The 15479-nt window shown below is 60.9% G+C and carries 12 protein-coding genes; 11 read left to right on the top strand and 1 reads right to left on the bottom strand.

All coding sequences use genetic code 11. The annotated features are described in order from the left end of the window. Positions 1-73 precede the first annotated feature (73 nt). From arfA to NKH03_RS13270, 5 genes are all read left to right on the top strand, one after another. Positions 74-1585 carry an arabinosylfuranosidase ArfA gene (gene arfA, locus NKH03_RS13290; RefSeq protein WP_352968704.1) on the top strand — a complete coding sequence of 504 codons (1512 nt, stop codon included), beginning with the start codon at positions 74-76 and terminating at the stop codon, positions 1583-1585. Positions 1586-1633: 48 nt separating this feature from the next. Further along, positions 1634-2725, top strand: a complete 1092-nt coding sequence (locus tag NKH03_RS13285) for an ABC transporter ATP-binding protein (RefSeq protein ID WP_352968703.1) — start codon at positions 1634-1636, stop codon at positions 2723-2725. 1 nt (position 2726) lies between these two features. Next, complete coding sequence (locus NKH03_RS13280; protein WP_502913513.1) at positions 2727-3662, top strand: carbohydrate ABC transporter permease; 936 nt, start codon at positions 2727-2729, stop codon at positions 3660-3662. Then, positions 3659-4507, top strand: coding sequence for a carbohydrate ABC transporter permease (locus NKH03_RS13275; protein WP_352968702.1), 849 nt, complete (start codon positions 3659-3661; stop codon positions 4505-4507). The genes NKH03_RS13280 and NKH03_RS13275 overlap by 4 nt, the downstream gene beginning before the upstream one ends. A 99-nt stretch (positions 4508-4606) precedes the next feature. Further along, complete coding sequence (locus NKH03_RS13270) at positions 4607-5920, top strand: ABC transporter substrate-binding protein (RefSeq protein WP_352879587.1); 1314 nt, start codon at positions 4607-4609, stop codon at positions 5918-5920. Between the two features lie 315 nt (positions 5921-6235). On the opposite strand, the gene NKH03_RS13265 is transcribed toward NKH03_RS13270, so the two are convergent. Further along, positions 6236-6523 (bottom strand): hypothetical protein, encoded by a 288-nt coding sequence (locus NKH03_RS13265; protein ID WP_352968701.1) that lies wholly within the window; start codon positions 6521-6523, stop codon positions 6236-6238. Between the two features lie 291 nt (positions 6524-6814). Between NKH03_RS13265 and NKH03_RS13260 the strand changes: the two genes are divergently transcribed. From NKH03_RS13260 to NKH03_RS13235, 6 genes are all read left to right on the top strand, one after another. Then, entirely contained in the window at positions 6815-7021 is a 207-nt protein-coding gene (locus NKH03_RS13260) for a hypothetical protein (protein ID WP_352968700.1), read from the top strand. 778 nt (positions 7022-7799) lie between these two features. After that, positions 7800-9545: a type I secretion system permease/ATPase gene (locus NKH03_RS13255; RefSeq protein ID WP_352968699.1), complete on the top strand. Its 1746-nt coding sequence runs from the start codon at positions 7800-7802 to the stop codon at positions 9543-9545. Continuing rightward, a complete protein-coding gene (locus tag NKH03_RS13250; protein ID WP_352875738.1) occupies positions 9545-10855 on the top strand; it encodes an HlyD family type I secretion periplasmic adaptor subunit in 1311 nt (436 codons plus the stop codon). Before NKH03_RS13255 ends, NKH03_RS13250 begins: the two co-directional genes overlap by 1 nt. A gap of 419 nt (positions 10856-11274) precedes the next feature. After that, on the top strand, positions 11275-13824 hold the full coding sequence (locus NKH03_RS13245) for a caspase family protein (protein WP_352968698.1): 2550 nt from the start codon (positions 11275-11277) through the stop codon (positions 13822-13824). A gap of 16 nt (positions 13825-13840) precedes the next feature. After that, positions 13841-14140, top strand: a complete 300-nt coding sequence (locus tag NKH03_RS13240) for a hypothetical protein (RefSeq protein ID WP_352968697.1) — start codon at positions 13841-13843, stop codon at positions 14138-14140. A 244-nt stretch (positions 14141-14384) separates the two neighbouring features. Further along, complete coding sequence (locus NKH03_RS13235) at positions 14385-15473, top strand: OmpA family protein (RefSeq protein WP_352968696.1); 1089 nt, start codon at positions 14385-14387, stop codon at positions 15471-15473. Positions 15474-15479 lie beyond the last annotated feature (6 nt).

Here is a 15479-nt window from a genome sequence, read left to right as displayed (position 1 = left end):
AAGGCTGCCAAGTCGCCTTTGATATCGGGTAAGGTGATTTAAATCATCATTTGTGATATTGTGGGAGGAATGTATGCAGGCAGCCGTTACGGCGCATCCGCGCTATGTCGTCTCGGAAATCGATCCGAGGCTGTATGGATCCTTTATCGAGCATCTGGGGCGGGCAGTTTACACCGGCATCTATGAGCCGGGCCACCCGACGGCGGATGCCAATGGCATGCGTCAAGACGTTATCGATCTGGTCAGGGAACTCAACGTTCCGATCGTCCGCTATCCCGGCGGCAATTTTGTGTCCGCTTACAATTGGGAGGACGGTGTCGGCCCCAAGGGAGAACGCCCGGTGCGCCTCGACCTCGCCTGGCATACGTCGGAAAGCAACGAAGTCGGCCTGCATGAATTTGCCAACTGGTGCGCATCCGCCAACACCGAGATGATGCTTGCCGTCAATCTCGGCTCGCGTGGCCTCGATGAAGCCCGCAACTTTCTCGAATACACCAATCATCCAGGCGGAAGTGAGTGGAGCGACAAGCGTATCGCCAACGGCCGCAAGGAGCCCTTCGACGTCAAGCTGTGGTGCCTTGGCAACGAAATGGACGGCCCCTGGCAGATCGGCCACAAGACCGCCGACGAGTACGGCCGCCTGGCCCATGAGACAGCCAAGGCCATGCGCGCCTTTTCCAAGTCGCTCGAACTGGTGGTCTGCGGTTCTTCGAATGCCAAGATGCCGACCTATCCCGAATGGGAAGCGACCGTACTCGACCACACCTACAACGAGGTCGACTACATCTCGCTGCACATGTATTTCGACAACGAAGCCAATGACGCGCCGAACTACCTCGCCATGAGCGAGAAACTCGACGACTACATCGCTTCGGTCGCCGGCGTCATCGACTACATCAAGGCCAAGAAGCGCTCCAGCAAGCAGGTCTACATCTCGTTCGACGAATGGAACGTCTGGTACCATTCCAAGGAACAGGACAAGAAGATCCTGGGCGGCAATGACGGCTGGCCCTTCGCCCCGCCGCTGCTCGAGGACATCTACAATTTCGAGGACGTGCTGCAGGTCGGCTTGATCCTCAACACCTTCATACGTCGTTCCGATGTGGTCAAGATCGCCTGCCTGGCGCAACTGGTCAACGTCATCGCACCGATCATGACCGTTCCCAACGGCCCGGCATGGCGTCAGACGATCTACTATCCCTATCTCTATGCCTCGATCTACGGCCGCGGCAATGCGCTGGATCTCAAGGTGGAATGCCCGACCTACAAGTCCACCGTCGCTGGCGACGTTTCCTATGTCGATGTGGCCGGCGTGCACGACACCAAAACAGGCCATGTCACCTTCTTCGCCGTCAACCGCCATTCGAGCGAGGCGATCGAAACCGTGATCGACATCACCGGTTTCGGCGCGGCTGATATCGTCGATCATCAAATGATGACGCACGCCGATCTGAAAGCCGTCAATTCAGCCGGGAATCCCGGCAATGTCGGCCCCCGGAAGGGAGTTGGCGCCTCGGTGACTGACGGCAGATTGAGCCTGTCGCTGCCGGCCTATTCCTACCAGATGATACGCCTGAAGCTCTGACCTCGGGCGTGTTGTCGGAAAGTGCATGCGCTGAGGAGGAGCGTCGAAGTGACGGCCGATATCGAAATCAGGAATGTGAGCAAGCACTTCGGTGCCATGTCGGTGCTGGAGGATCTGTCGCTCTCCATCAAGGCACGCGAATTCATCGTATTTCTCGGTCCATCCGGATGCGGGAAATCGACGCTTTTGCGAATGATCGCAGGTCTCGAAACTGTTGATAGCGGCGAAATCGCCATCAACAAGGAGCGCATCGATCATCTGCCGCCGGGCAAGCGCGGCATTGCCATGGTGTTCCAGTCGTATGCGCTCTATCCGCATATGACGGTGCGCGACAACATGGCCTTCGGGCTTGAGAATATCGGCATGTCGCGCGAGGTCATTGACGCGCGGATCAACGAAGCCGCCCGCATCCTCGAAATGCCGCATTTGCTCGAACGCAAACCGGGCCAGCTCTCGGGCGGCCAGCGCCAGCGTGTCGCCATCGGCCGTGCGATCGTGAAAGAACCGAAGGCCTTCCTGTTCGACGAGCCGCTCTCCAATCTCGATGCGGCCCTGCGCACCCGCACCCGCCTCGAACTTGCCCAGCTTCACCAGCGCCTGCAATCGACGATGATCTTCGTCACCCACGATCAGGTCGAGGCCATGACGCTCGCCGACCGCATCGTCGTCATGAACAATCGCAGGATCGAGCAGATCGGCTCTCCTATGGAAATCTACGAGCGCCCCGCGACCAAATTCGTCGCCGGCTTCGTCGGCGCACCGGCGATGAATTTTGTCGACGCGGCACTCGACAGATCGGGTGGCAACGCCACGGCCACGTTTTCGGACGGCATATCGGTTCGGACCGCGATTTCTTCCGACCTGTTGACCGACGATAGGTATAGCTTCGGCATCCGCTCGGAAGATGTCCGCATCGTTCCTGCCGGACAGGGCAATGCCGATGGCGTGGTCGATGTGCTCGAGCGGCTTGGCGAGCGCACCTTGATCTACATTAGTCTCGGCGATGGCCAGCAGATCGTCGGCTCGGATGTCGGCAACAGCCGCGTCGCTGTCGGCCACAAGGTAGGGCTCGCCTTCGACGGCCAGAAGTCGCATCTGTTCAACGCGGCCGGCCGCGCCTGGCACGCGAGGGAGGCTTGATATGGCCGACCGGATGACGATGCCGCGGACCGCGGCGCCGGCAGCGAGCGTCAGGGCTCCCAGCATCGATATCTATGCGCCGCAATGGCGAAACTTCGTTTTCGTCGCGCCGTTCCTGTTCTTCTTCACGACGCTGCTCATCTTTCCGCTCCTCTGGGGGATGTGGCTGAGCTTCCATAAGGCCGACACGTTCTCGTCCGGAAATTTTGTCGGTCTCGGCAATTATGTCAGGCTGTTTCACGACAAGGTCTTCCTGCAATCGGTCTGGAACACCTTCTACTTCGTGCTTCTGACAGTGCCGACGCTGGCGCTGATCGGCCTTTTTCTCGCGCTTTGCCTCAACCGCCGCACGCGTACCGCCGCTGTGCTGCGGACCCTCTTCTTTTCGTCCTCGGTGCTGTCGGTCACAATCGTCACACTGATCTGGCGCATCGTGTTCATTCCGAATGTCGGCCTTCTGTCGACGATCTACGGATGGTTCGGCGCAACCGCCCCGGCTTTCATTTCCGACCCCAGCCTCGCGATGATCGGTATCGCCATTGCCACTGTCTGGTGGTGCATCGGCTTGCCGATGATGCTGTTTCTCTCGGCCCTGCAGCAGATTCCGCAGGATATTTACGAAGCCGCAGCCCTGGACAATGCCAATCGCTGGCAGACGCTGCGCTCGATTACGCTGCCGTCGATCAAACGCACTTTCATCCTGGTGATCATTATCCAGATCGTGCTGCAATTTCAGCTGTTCGGCCAGGCTTGGCTGATGACGCGCGGCGGCCCGAACAATCTCACCAAGCCGATCGTGCTCTACATCTATGACACCGCATTCCGTCGTTGGGATCTGGGCATGGGCGCCGCGGCATCGGAAATCCTGTTCATTCTGATCCTGATCGCGGCCATGGCGCAGTACCTCGTCGCACGCAACAAGGCGGATCAGGCATGAGCGCGCCAGCCAATTCCATCAAGGGACGCGCATTTGGCGACCGCGTGTTGCTGGCCCTCGTCATCCTGCTTTCGATCGCCATGATCGCGCCGGTTCTGTGGGTCATCGGCCTGTCGCTCAAGGAAAATGCCGAGCTGATGGCCGATCCGAATTCGGTTTTTCGCGCACCCTACACGCTCAGGAACTACATCAACACCATCGGCACCTCTTCGGTATTTCTCTGGGTGCTCAACAGCATAATCGTCTCGGGCGGGCTGACACTCGGTACGCTGATCCTGTCGTCGCTCGCCGGCTACGGGTTTGCACGTCTGAACTTCCCCGGGAAAAACGTCCTGTTCGTGATCGTGCTCTTCGGTCTGGCGGTGCCGGAACAGGCCGTGCTCGTCGCCCGCCACCAGATCTTCAGCATGTTGAAGTTCCACAACACCTATCACGGGCTCATTCTCCCCGGCCTGTCGGCTTCGTTCGGCGTCTTCCTGATGACCCAATATTTCAAGGCCATCCCGAAGGAGCTGGACGAAGCCGCCATGCTGGACAATGCCAGCCGGTTCCGGACCTTCTGGAAGGTGCTGCTGCCGCTCACGGTGCCTGCGCAGGCAACCCTCGGCATCTTCACCTTCCTCGGCGCCTGGAACGATTACTTGTGGCCGCTGATCTCGGCAACCAGGAAGGACATGTACACGCTGACCGTCGGCATGGCTTCGACACAGACCAATTTCGCCCAGTCCGAAGGCATCGGCTTCCTGATGGCGCAGGCGGTGTTCGCCGGCGCGCCGATCCTGATCGTCTACCTCTTTTTCCAGAAATACATCGTCACCGCCGTCTCTGGCGCCGCGGTCCGATAGCGAAAATTGCAGGGCGGGGGAGTGCGCCGCAGCGATGGAAAGCATGACGCCAATCCAGTGTGGAGTGGCGGAAACTCAGTAGGAGGAACTGACATGAGAATGAAGAAAATACTGTTTGCCGCGGTCTCCGCGGGGGTAATGATGCTCGCAAGCCCAGGCTTTGCAGCGACGGAGCTGACGGTACAGCGCTTTTTCGGTGCCTGCGACGCCGATTTCGGCACCAACACCGATGTCGCCAAGGCTGTTGGCGAATGCGGCATCATCACCTCGCTGATCAACAAGTTCAACGCCGACAATCCCGACGTGCATGTCAGCGTCAGCACCGTGGAATGGCCGGGCTATGACCAGCTGACCGCGCAATTCGCTTCGGGCGATGCCCCGGACATCGTCACGATCCATGAATCCGCGCTGTCGGACTACCAGTCCAAGGGGCTGTTGATGCCGCTCGACGATCTCTTGAAGTCCGTCGGCGTCACACCTGAAGCTTTCACGGACGCAGCGCGCAACGGCGCCACTAAAGATGGCAAGATCTACGGCCTGCCGATCGACAGCTGGACGATGCTCTATCACATCAACATGGATCTCTTCAAACAGGCCGGCCTCGTCAATGCCGACGGCACGCCGATGCTTCCGAAGTCGCCCGAGGAATTGCTCGCCCAGGCCGAACAGTTCAAGCAGAAGACCGGCAAGCCCTACTTCGTTCAGAACCTGGCCAATGAGACGGCACTCTACACGCGCAACCTCTACACCTATCTCTTTCAACAGGATTCCGACTTCTTTGCCGATCCGAAGCATGTGAAGCTGAATACGCCGGAAGCCAAGAAGGTCGTCGAGATGTACAAGGCGATCTTCGACAAGGGCTACACCACCAAGGATCTCGATTACGGCGGCGCGATCAACGCTTTTCTTGCCGGTGACGGTGGCGTTCAGCTCAACGGCACATGGGTCGTCGGCGACAACAACGCCCAGTCCGAAACCAAGGGTACGGCGCTCAACAAGGGCGGCTACGCGGTTTACCCTTATCCGCAGCTTTTTGGCGGCGCCCATGCGCAATATGCCGATGGCCACACCTGGGCAGTCTCGCAGAAAGACCGCACGCCTGAACAGACCGCGGCCATCGGCAAGTTCCTGAAGTTCTTCGCCGACAACGATTTCGAATGGTCGCGCACCGGCCATCTGCCGGCATACAAGGCCATCATCACCTCGGACGCCTTCAAGGCACTGCCGCATCGCAACACGATCGCCGCTGTCGCCGATCTCGGCAGGCCGCTGCCGTCAGCCGTGCAGCGTCAGTTTGCGATCCAGGACATTGTCGGCGAAGAGATGAGCGCTGCGATCACTGGCCAGAAGGACGTCGATGCCGCGCTTGCCGACATGGAAAGCCGCGTCAACGAGTTGCTCGCCAACATTTAATTTAACCACAGGGTTCCCAGAGAACTCTCCCAACGCCCCGCGACTGGAGACAGTCGCGGGGCTTTTTGCCAAATGCAAGCAGCACTGCTTTTTGTCCAAGATGGTCAAACGTTGACTGCTCTATCCAGCACTTCCCTGCTGGTCGCCAAATAATTCCCCGTTTGGCAAGAGCAGGAATTCGTCCGCCCCGCGCGAAATGAGAGAATTGCCGCGAATGCTGGCTAGCGTCCCCAGACGACGGCATTCTCGTGCCGCTTGATGAGGCGGCTGCTACACGGGATTTCCGATCTTGGACGTTTGAGTAAATGCCCGAGGTCATGCCGCTGTGCTCGTGAATTCCAAGGGGGCGCTGTCGAGTGGTTGCCGGATTGACGGGACTTTTACGGTATGTTCGGCGGTATCTGTGCCGAACGAAAATAGATCGCCTTTCGAAATCAATTGGTTATCATGGATTGAAACGTCGAGTGTGAGTGAGAGGCCTGCGAGCAATAACGAATACTCGGCGGTATCCCCTCGGGCCGTGGCGTGGAATGACGTGCAATTCGGCGGGTCTGGGCGCCATCGATAGCTTGGGAACGAGGTGGAGAACTTGATGCGGAACATGATGCTGGGTTTCCTGGCTCTTGCCCTGGCCGCTTGCCAGTCGGCTCCCGCAGTGCCCCAATCCGCCACTATCGAGCCTGCGTCAGATGCTGTTGCCGTTCCTCCTCTACCCGCCTTGGATCCCGGCGCGGTTCCTCCTGACTCGGCAATCGTGGATCAATCCGTGACGATCACTCCCCCTGCGAAGGGCGTTCCGACAAAGTACGCTGCATTTTCGGGCATGTGGGCTGGACGATGGAGGGGACATCTGAAGCCAAAGTCGCTGTGCAGACGATTTCTCCGAATGACCAAGTGACAGTCACCTTTGCGTGGGGAAATCTGGGCGACAACAATCCGGGGGAGGCGGCCGGCGCTGGAAAAATATTGGGCAGGACATTGAAACTTGGGCGCCTACCGAATGGCGCGGACGTCAGTCTTGTGATGCTGCCGGAGGGAACCGTGGCCGGAACCGTTACGCTTGCCGACCAGACGTACACCGGCACGTTCACTAAGCAATGATCAAAGAAGCATCTAAATCTAACTGGTCGCTTGTGGCAAGCCGGCAAGCCGAATCCAGTCGAAGAAATCCAGAACCTGCGCGTTGGGTGTCGCCACAACCAGCCTCCCGCCACCCCGACTGATTCTCGGCCGAGGCTTTCTACAAATGCCGAGGTGATGCGGATATTCGCGAAGGCGCGGCAGGCCGATTAGTCACAGCTTTTGTTGTCTTGAGGGCCTGCAGCCGTTCGCCAAGTTCGGTCACCACTGCCAGGCAGGTTGGAGTTGCCCTGCAGCCTTCGGCATGAACATCCGGCACACCACTGCCCTTGGGGTCGCCAATGGCCGTGCCGACGGCAGGCGGCATAATACTTGGATCGGTTGGGAGTTGTCTGGTTTGATCGTGCCGAAATGAGTCTTGTCCATACATGTACAATACATAAAAGTGTAAATAAGATTCTTCTTATGAATAGAATGAAGATTTCCTTAACCCGTTTCTTAGCGGGCTCTTAACAGGCCATCACGGATGTGCTAGCGATTTTGCTTGCGGGGGTAGCGCGGCGATCGCCTCAACCCAGAAATGCGGCGGGGAATTTCATGGTGTCGGGCGCGCCACGCTTGGCAGTGTTGATCTTATGTGTGTCAGGTTTGAGCGGGCCGGAACTGGCGTGCCGTTTGCTCGAACCCTGAAGAACGTCGCTTTTGGCGAACCTGCATCAGGACGATTTCCAGTCCATCGCAGCTTGATGTCCGAATTGGAGTTCAGCTTGATGCCTGAATTGAAATGCACTTGAACGCGATGCCGCAGTCCCCCCCATCAGAGCCGCCGCGAACGACCCTCGCGGCGGTTCTGGCTTCGTTTCGCCGCGCCTTTTCCGGCATCGCGGTGATGAGCGGCGTGGTCAACATCCTGGCGCTGACCGGCTCGTTCTTCATGCTGCAGGTCTATGATCGCGTCATTCCCGGCCGCAGCGTGCCGACGCTCGTCGGGCTTGTGGTATTTGCCGGCACGCTGTTCGTCTTCCAGGGCGTGCTCGAACTCATCCGGTCGCGCCTGCTGGTGCGCATCGGCATGGCGCTCGACGCGCGCATGAGCGGCCAGGTCTATGCCGCCCTCATGCGCCTGCCTTTGCGCACCAAGCTGGCGGGCGATGGCTTGCAGTCGCTGCGCGATCTCGACCAGGTGCGGTCGTTTCTGTCGAGCGTCGGACCGACGGCTCTTTTCGACCTGCCGTGGATGCCGCTCTACCTCGGCATATGTTTCCTCTTCCATTTCTGGATCGGCATGACGGCACTGGCCGGCGCCGTCATTCTGTTCGGCCTGACCTTGTTTGCCGAGGCCCGCACGCGCGAGCCCGCCAAAAGAGCCAACAGCCAGGCGGCCGCGCGCAACACGCTGGCGGAGGCGACGCGCCGCAATGTCGAGGTTCTGCAGGCGATGGGTTTTGGCTCGCGCATCGCCGAGCGCTGGTCCGGCATCAACGCCGACTATCTCAGCACCAACGCGAAAGCCAGCGATCTGGCCGGCACGCTGGGAACGGTCTCGAAGATACTGCGCATGATGCTGCAATCGGGCATACTGGCGATCGGCGCCTGGCTCGTCATCCATCAGGAGGCGACGGGCGGCATCATGATCGCCAGCTCGATCATGCTGGGCCGGGCGCTGGCGCCGATCGAATTGGCGATCGCGCACTGGAAAGGCTTCGTCAATGCCCGCCAGGCCTGGGCCCGGCTGACCCAGTTGTTGGCACTGCTTCCCGAAACCGCAACCAGCGTAGACCTGCCGGCGCCGACCTCCGCTCTTAAGGTCGAAGCCATCAGCGTCACGCCGCCGGGGGAACGCCGCGTTGTCGTCCAGGACGCCAGCTTTGCGCTGGAGAAGGGCGCCGGGCTCGGCATCGTCGGCCCGAGCGCTTCGGGCAAGTCGTCGCTGGTGCGCGCGATTGCCGGGATATGGCTGCCCATGCGTGGGACCGTGAGGCTGGATGGAGCAACGCTCGACCAGTGGTCGCCGGAAGAGCTCGGCAGTCATATCGGCTATCTGCCGCAGGATGTGCAGCTGTTCGACGGCACCATCGCCGAAAACATCGCACGCTTCGAGCCTCGGGCCGCTTCGGACAAGATACTGGCGGCGGCCCGGGCGGCCGGTGTTCACGATCTCGTCGTGCATTTGCCGGAGGGCTACGAGACACGGATCGGCGAGGCCGGGTCGGCGCTGTCGGCTGGTCAGAGGCAGAGGGTGGCGCTCGCCCGGGCTCTCTATGGCGATCCCTTCCTCGTCATCCTCGACGAGCCGAATTCCAATCTCGATGCCGAGGGCGAAGCGGCGTTGACGGAAGCCATCCAGGGGGTTCGCGCGCGCGGCGGTATCGCCGTGGTCGTGGCGCACCGGCCGAGCGCGCTCGCAAGCCTCGATCAGGTTCTGGTGATGGCAAACGGCCGCGTCCAGGCCTTTGGACCGAAGAGCGAAGTCCTGAACAAGGTAACCCGTTCGAGCGGAGTTCCCTTGAAGGTCGTGTCCGGGCCTGAGGAGACTGCATCCTGATGGCGCAGGGCACGGCATCCACGATTGACCGCACCATTCGACGCTACCTGCTTGGCGGCGTTGCGGCCTGCATTCTTCTTGTCGGAGGCGCAGGAAGCCTGGCCGCCGTCACCGAGCTTTCGGGAGCCGTCATTGCTTCGGGAAAGCTGGTTGTCGATTCCAGTGTCAAGAAGGTCCAGCATCCAACCGGTGGCGTCGTCGGCGAAATCCTGGTGCGGGAAGGAGACGTCGTGCGAGCCGGCCAGGTTCTGGTTCGTCTGGACGAGACCGTGACCCGGGCCAATCTGGCGATCGTCACCAAGGGGCTTGACGAATTCGACGCGCGCCTGGCCCGGCTCGAAGCCGAGCGCGACGGCCACGACAGCATCGTCTTTCCGTCCTCGCTGATCTCACGGCAGGATGACGCCGTCGTCGCGCGCGCCATGGCCGGCGAGGAGTCGCTGTTCGAATTTCGCCGGCAGGCACGCGCCGGCCAGAAGGCCCAGCTGGAAGAGCGCATCGCGCAGCTTTCCGAAGAGTCGTCCGGTCTGACGGAGCAGCGGGCGGCCAAGAGCCAGGAAATCAAGCTGATCGGCACCGAACTCGAAAGCATCCGTAAATTGTGGCTCAAGAAGCTCATCTCGATCGACCGCATGACGGCGCTGGAGCGCGACGCGGTCCGCCTTGAAGGCGAACATGGACAACTGACTGCATCCATCGCCCAGGCCAAGGGCCGCGTTGCGGAAACCCGGCTGCAGATCATCCAGGTCGATCAGGATTTGCGCAGCGAGGTTGCCGGCGAGCTGCGTGACATCCAGGGAAAAATATCCGAATTCGTCGAGCGCAAGGTCTCGGCCGAAGACCAGCTCAAACGCATCGATATCCGCAGCCCGCAGGATGGCGTGGTCCACCAGCTCGGTGTGCACACGGTTGGCGGCGTTATCTCCCCGGGCGAGTTGGTCACGCTGATCGTCCCGGTGGCGGACGCGTTGACGGTCGAAGCGCGCGTGGCGCCCCAGGACATCGATCAACTGACGCCCGGACAGAGCGCGACCCTGCGGCTGTCGGCATTCAATCAGCGCGTAACGCCGGAACTGAATGGCACGGTCAGCAAGATCGCCGCGGACCTCAGCATCGACGAGCGAAGCGGCGTGGGTTTCTACACCGTGCATGTCATCCTGCCGCGCACGGAGCTCACCAGGCTGAAAGGGCTGACCCTGGCGCCTGGAATGCCGGTCGAAGTGTTCTTTTCGACCGGCAGCCGCACCATGCTTTCCTACCTCGTAAAGCCGCTGGCCGATCAGATCCAGCGGGCTTTCAGGGAAGAGTGACGGTGGGTAGGGGTGGCTCAGGGCGAGGGCATCGGAGAAGTGGCATCGACGCCTGTTGCTATGCCGCAGGTCAGTCTGGACCGATGTCCATGCCGACGAATTGTTCTCCCCGACGTTCTCGTTCCCGGCGGTTCGGCATAGAATCGCCGTGCGTCCTGTCTTTTGCCATCCCACGACGAAGCCTTCCGACTTCACTGGATGAAGATACGCGAGTGCGTCGGACCCGGATGCAGTTTGACACTCATTGCGGATGGTTCGGCTCTGAGGTAATTTAGACCCAATCGGATGGAAAGGTGCCTGCTGTGGCGACCGCTTTTCACTCTGTTGTCGTCTCGGCGGATTGTGAGTTCTTCAACGGACCTTGATACCGCAACCTGGGGGCTTGTGGTCGTCGGGTAGCGACGGTTGAGGCAGTTGCCATGCTCCGGCTTTGCGGGTTTATCGCGGTCTTCCTCGTAGCGGCCTTTACGACCTTCGACGCGTCGGCCGATCGACGGGTCGCCCTGGTGATCGGCAATTCTCAGTACCGCGAAATCCCCGCTCTCAAGAATCCCGACAAGGATGCCGACGACGTATCCAAGACGTTCCGGCTGGCCGGCTTCGAAGTGTTCGTCGCCAAGGATCTCACAAAGCTGCGGTTCGAGGAGCAGTTCCGCAACTACCTCGCGGCGGCGGACGGCGCTGATCTGTCCGTCGTCTACTATTCGGGTCATGGCTTTCAGATCGGTGGCGAGAATTTCCTGATCCCCGTCGATGCCTCGCTGAAGAATGCGGCCGACATAGAGGTCCAGGCGGTCAAGCTGGACGATGTGCTGCAGCAGTTGCGCTCGAAATCGAAGATCCAGGTGATCATCCTCGATGCCTGTCGCAACAATCCGTTTCCGCGCAAGGATTATTGGCTGAGGGACCAGCTGATCACGGCGGGCAACACCGGCCTTGCGCAGGTCAAAAGCTCCTTGAACACGCTGATTGCTTTTGCCACCGAGCCCGGGGCGGTCGCCTATGATGGAGCGGGAGACCTCAGCCCGTTTTCATCCGCATTCTCTAGGCGCGCATTGGCTCCGAACCAGGAGATACGCACGGTCATGGCCGCGGTGCGCCGCGATGTGGTCGAGGCCACCGACGGCAAGCAGGTTCCGTGGGAAAACTCCTCCCTTATCGACGAGGTTGTCCTGATGCGCCGCGCCAGCCGGCCTTCGCTGCCGCCGGTTCTGGAGAAGGTCGTGCCGTCGGGTGTCGGGCCTGTTGCCCTGGACCTGCCGGAACCGGTCGATGTCGATGGCGGATCAATCACCGTCAGCATCGAAAGGCCGCCCGCGCTTGGACGCCTGCTGCTGGACGGCAAGGCTGTCGCGGTGGGCGAACAGATCCAGGGCAAGGACCTGCCACGCTTGACGATGGATGTGCCCAAGGGAGCCGGTGCGCCCGAAGAAGTGGACATGCTGGCCTACGCCACGCATGACAACTGGGGTGGCGTAGCCCAGGGCATCCTGGTGTTTCGCGTCAAGAGTGGCGAAGGCGCCCAGGGCGAACAGATTGTGGCCTCGCTCGAGACCGAGCAGAAAGAGCAGGTGCTGGAGCGAGGCATCCATATCACCGGTGCCGCCGAGGCGATCGAAAATCGTGAGATCAGCGTCCCGGTCGGTGTCGGCCCGGTTCCGCTGAAACTGGATTTCCCGACCAAGGACCCCGCGGTCAGCCTGAAACTCGCGAGTTATCCGGCAACGGGAACGCTGTCCCTGCCGGATCGTGCCCTGTCGCCGGAATCGAGCCTGATGGCGGACGAGGTCGACCAACTGCGTTATGAACCCCAGATTGGTGCCGCCGAGCCGGTCGAGGTCGGCTTTGAGATACGGGCCGACAGCAGTTCCTCGAAGCCCGCCACCATGAAGCTGTCGCCAAGCGTCGATCCTTGCGACCAGGCTGCCGGCGAGCCTCTCGATCTGCAAGGCGTGGTCCCCGGCCTGCTGCCGAACGAAATCGGCACCAGCGCTGTGGAGGCCTGCGAGGTTGCGGTGAAGGCTTATCCGGATGTGCCGCGCTTCCGCTACGAACTCGGTCGTGCGCTGCTTGCGTCCGGCAAGGTCAAGGAAGCGAGGACAGCCATCGAGGATGCCGCCAAAAAGGGGCATGTGCGCGCCGTCTTCGAACTCGGATACATGTTTGCGACCGGAACCGGTATGGACATCGACCGCACGCAGGCCAACGCGCTTTACGCGGCGGCGTCCGACAAGGGCGATCCCTACGGCATGACGTCGTGGGGCCGTGCCTTGTTCAATGGCTATGGCGTCAAGCCCGATACCGCCAAGGGCCTGGATTTGCTGCTCAAAGCGGCGGCGATGGGGCACACCTATGCCATGAACGATCTCGCCGCGATCTTCACGGAAGGCCGCAACGGTGTGCCCGCGAATCCGGCCCGCGCCGTTGCCTTTTTGAAGGCAGGCGTGGAGCGGCAGGACATGTATTCGATGAACCTGCTTGGCCGCAATTACCTGGCCGGGGTGGGCGTCGACAAGGATCCCGGGCAGGCGCAAGGGCTTTTCCAGAAGGCTATGGATCTAGGCCAGCCCTACGCTCCGGCCAGCCTTGCGCGCATGTACCGGGACGGTGTTGGTGTCGAGCAAAACCTCGACGAAGCGCAAAGACTGTTCGAGCTGGCCACGGCACGCGGCGATCAGTCCGGCGCATATGATCGCGCAGCGCTCGAAATGCAGAAGGGCGACAAGGCCGACCAGACGATAGCGGTGCGCTATCTGGCCTTCGCGGTCGCGCTTGATCTTCGCAAGGAATTGCCGGGCGCCCAGACGACGCTGACGAAATTCGCGATGAAGACGAAAACGGCGGCGCTCAAGCAATTGCGCGGCGAGCTCAAGTCGAAGATCCCGGCGAACGGCTCGCTTGACGACCAACTGGTCCACGCGGCCAGAGCGGTCTGGGAGCAAGCCAATCCGCGTCGGGACTTGTTTTGATCAGGAGGAGGCAATCGTGGGCTGGGCAGTGAAGCGGGCATTGATCGCGACGGTTCTTTCCGGTGCCATCGCGGCGCTAACGGGCTGCACGTCCGTCACGCTCAAGGCCGAACCGACGCTGACGACGACGAAGCACAGGCCGAAGCTCATTCGCACGACGACCACGCCAAAGATCATCAAGCAGAAGAAGGTCGTCGCCAAGAAACTCGTCAAACCGACCGAGGAAGCCACTGTCCCTCCGCCTGTCGTTCCCGCCATGGGTGGAGGCGGCAGCGGCGGCAGCGGCGGCAGCAGCGGCGGCGGTTGGGGAGGTTGACCAAGCATCGAGTGCTGGCGGTAGCTACGACCATGTTCTGGTCATAGCAGTGCTGACTTCCACACTGTTTCACAATGCCCAGGTCCTGCGGTTGAGAGCAGCATGCCACGATGTGGCAGACACCAGTCCTTGCCGGTTCTCCAGCATTCCCAGGACTCCGGGAGCGCTCGCCAAGCAATCGCAAGTGCTCTATGCTCCTGCTTGGTGTCGGTATCGACACGGTTGTCCTGGGCAGGGGCGTTCCATGTACGAAGTCGTCGCATTCTGGTGGAAGACAACATCGAAAGGCCCCGCGTCACGAGGTCTTGGCCTGATCCTCGCGCTTTCCGGCTTGCTGCTGCTCGGATCGCAAGCCGCCAGCGCCGCGCCGAACTGGACGCTCGATCCCACAGCTTCAGTCATCACCTACCAGTCGGTCAAGAAGAACACGATCGTCGAGACAAACAAGATCAGGAACATCACCGGCACGCTCAGCTCGGCGGGTGATGCCAAGGTCACGTTCGACCTCAATTCGGTCGACACCGGTGTCGACCTGCGCAATGTCCGCATGCGCTTCCTGTTCTTCGAGACATTCAAGTACCCGACGGCCGAGCTGACGGCGAAGGTGGATCCCGCCGCATTCGCCGATCTCGCGACAAAGCGCAGGGTGAAGTCGACGCTGCCTTTCCGTCTCAATCTGCACGGCGTCGACAAGGATCTCGAGGCCAGCATCGTCGTCACCATGATCAGCGATAACATGGTGTCGGTCGCTTCGGAGGCTCCGGTCGCTGTCCATGTGGAGGATTTCGGCTTGTTGCCCAACGTCGACAAGCTCCAGCAGGCGGCCAATGTGACCAACATCGTGCCAACCGCGTCGGTGTCGTTCGATTTCGTCTTCACCGCCGACGGCAGCAAGCCGGCCGCCACGGCGACTTCGGCCGAAGTGGGGCCCGTTACCACCGACGCCGCCAAGGCGAACTTCAGCGACGAGGAATGCCTGAACAGGTTCGCCGTGCTTTCGCGCACCGGCGCCATCTACTTCCGGCCGGCCAGCGCGCGGCTCGATGCGAAGAGCCGGCCGCTGCTTGAAGAGGTTGAAGGTGTCGTCGGCAAATGCCCGAGCCTCAAGGTCGAGGTTTCCGGTTATACCGATTCCGATGGATCGCCGGAGGCGAACAAGCAACTGTCGGAGCGGAGGGCCCAGGCGGTTGCCGACGCCATTGTTGCCGCGGGCATTCCTCGCAGCCAGATCACAGCGACCGGCTATGGCGAGGAGCGGCCGGTTGCCGCCAACGATACGTCCAAGAACAAGGCGCTCAATCGGCGGATCGAGTTTTCCGCTACCAAGCTCTGAGGTTCC

It is taken from the genome of Mesorhizobium sp. M1406 (assembly GCF_040317555.1).
In the GTDB taxonomy this organism is placed as follows: domain Bacteria; phylum Pseudomonadota; class Alphaproteobacteria; order Rhizobiales; family Rhizobiaceae; genus Mesorhizobium.
The sequence above is the reverse complement of the archived record's forward strand: the minus strand, read 5'-3'. Positions and strand labels throughout refer to the sequence as shown.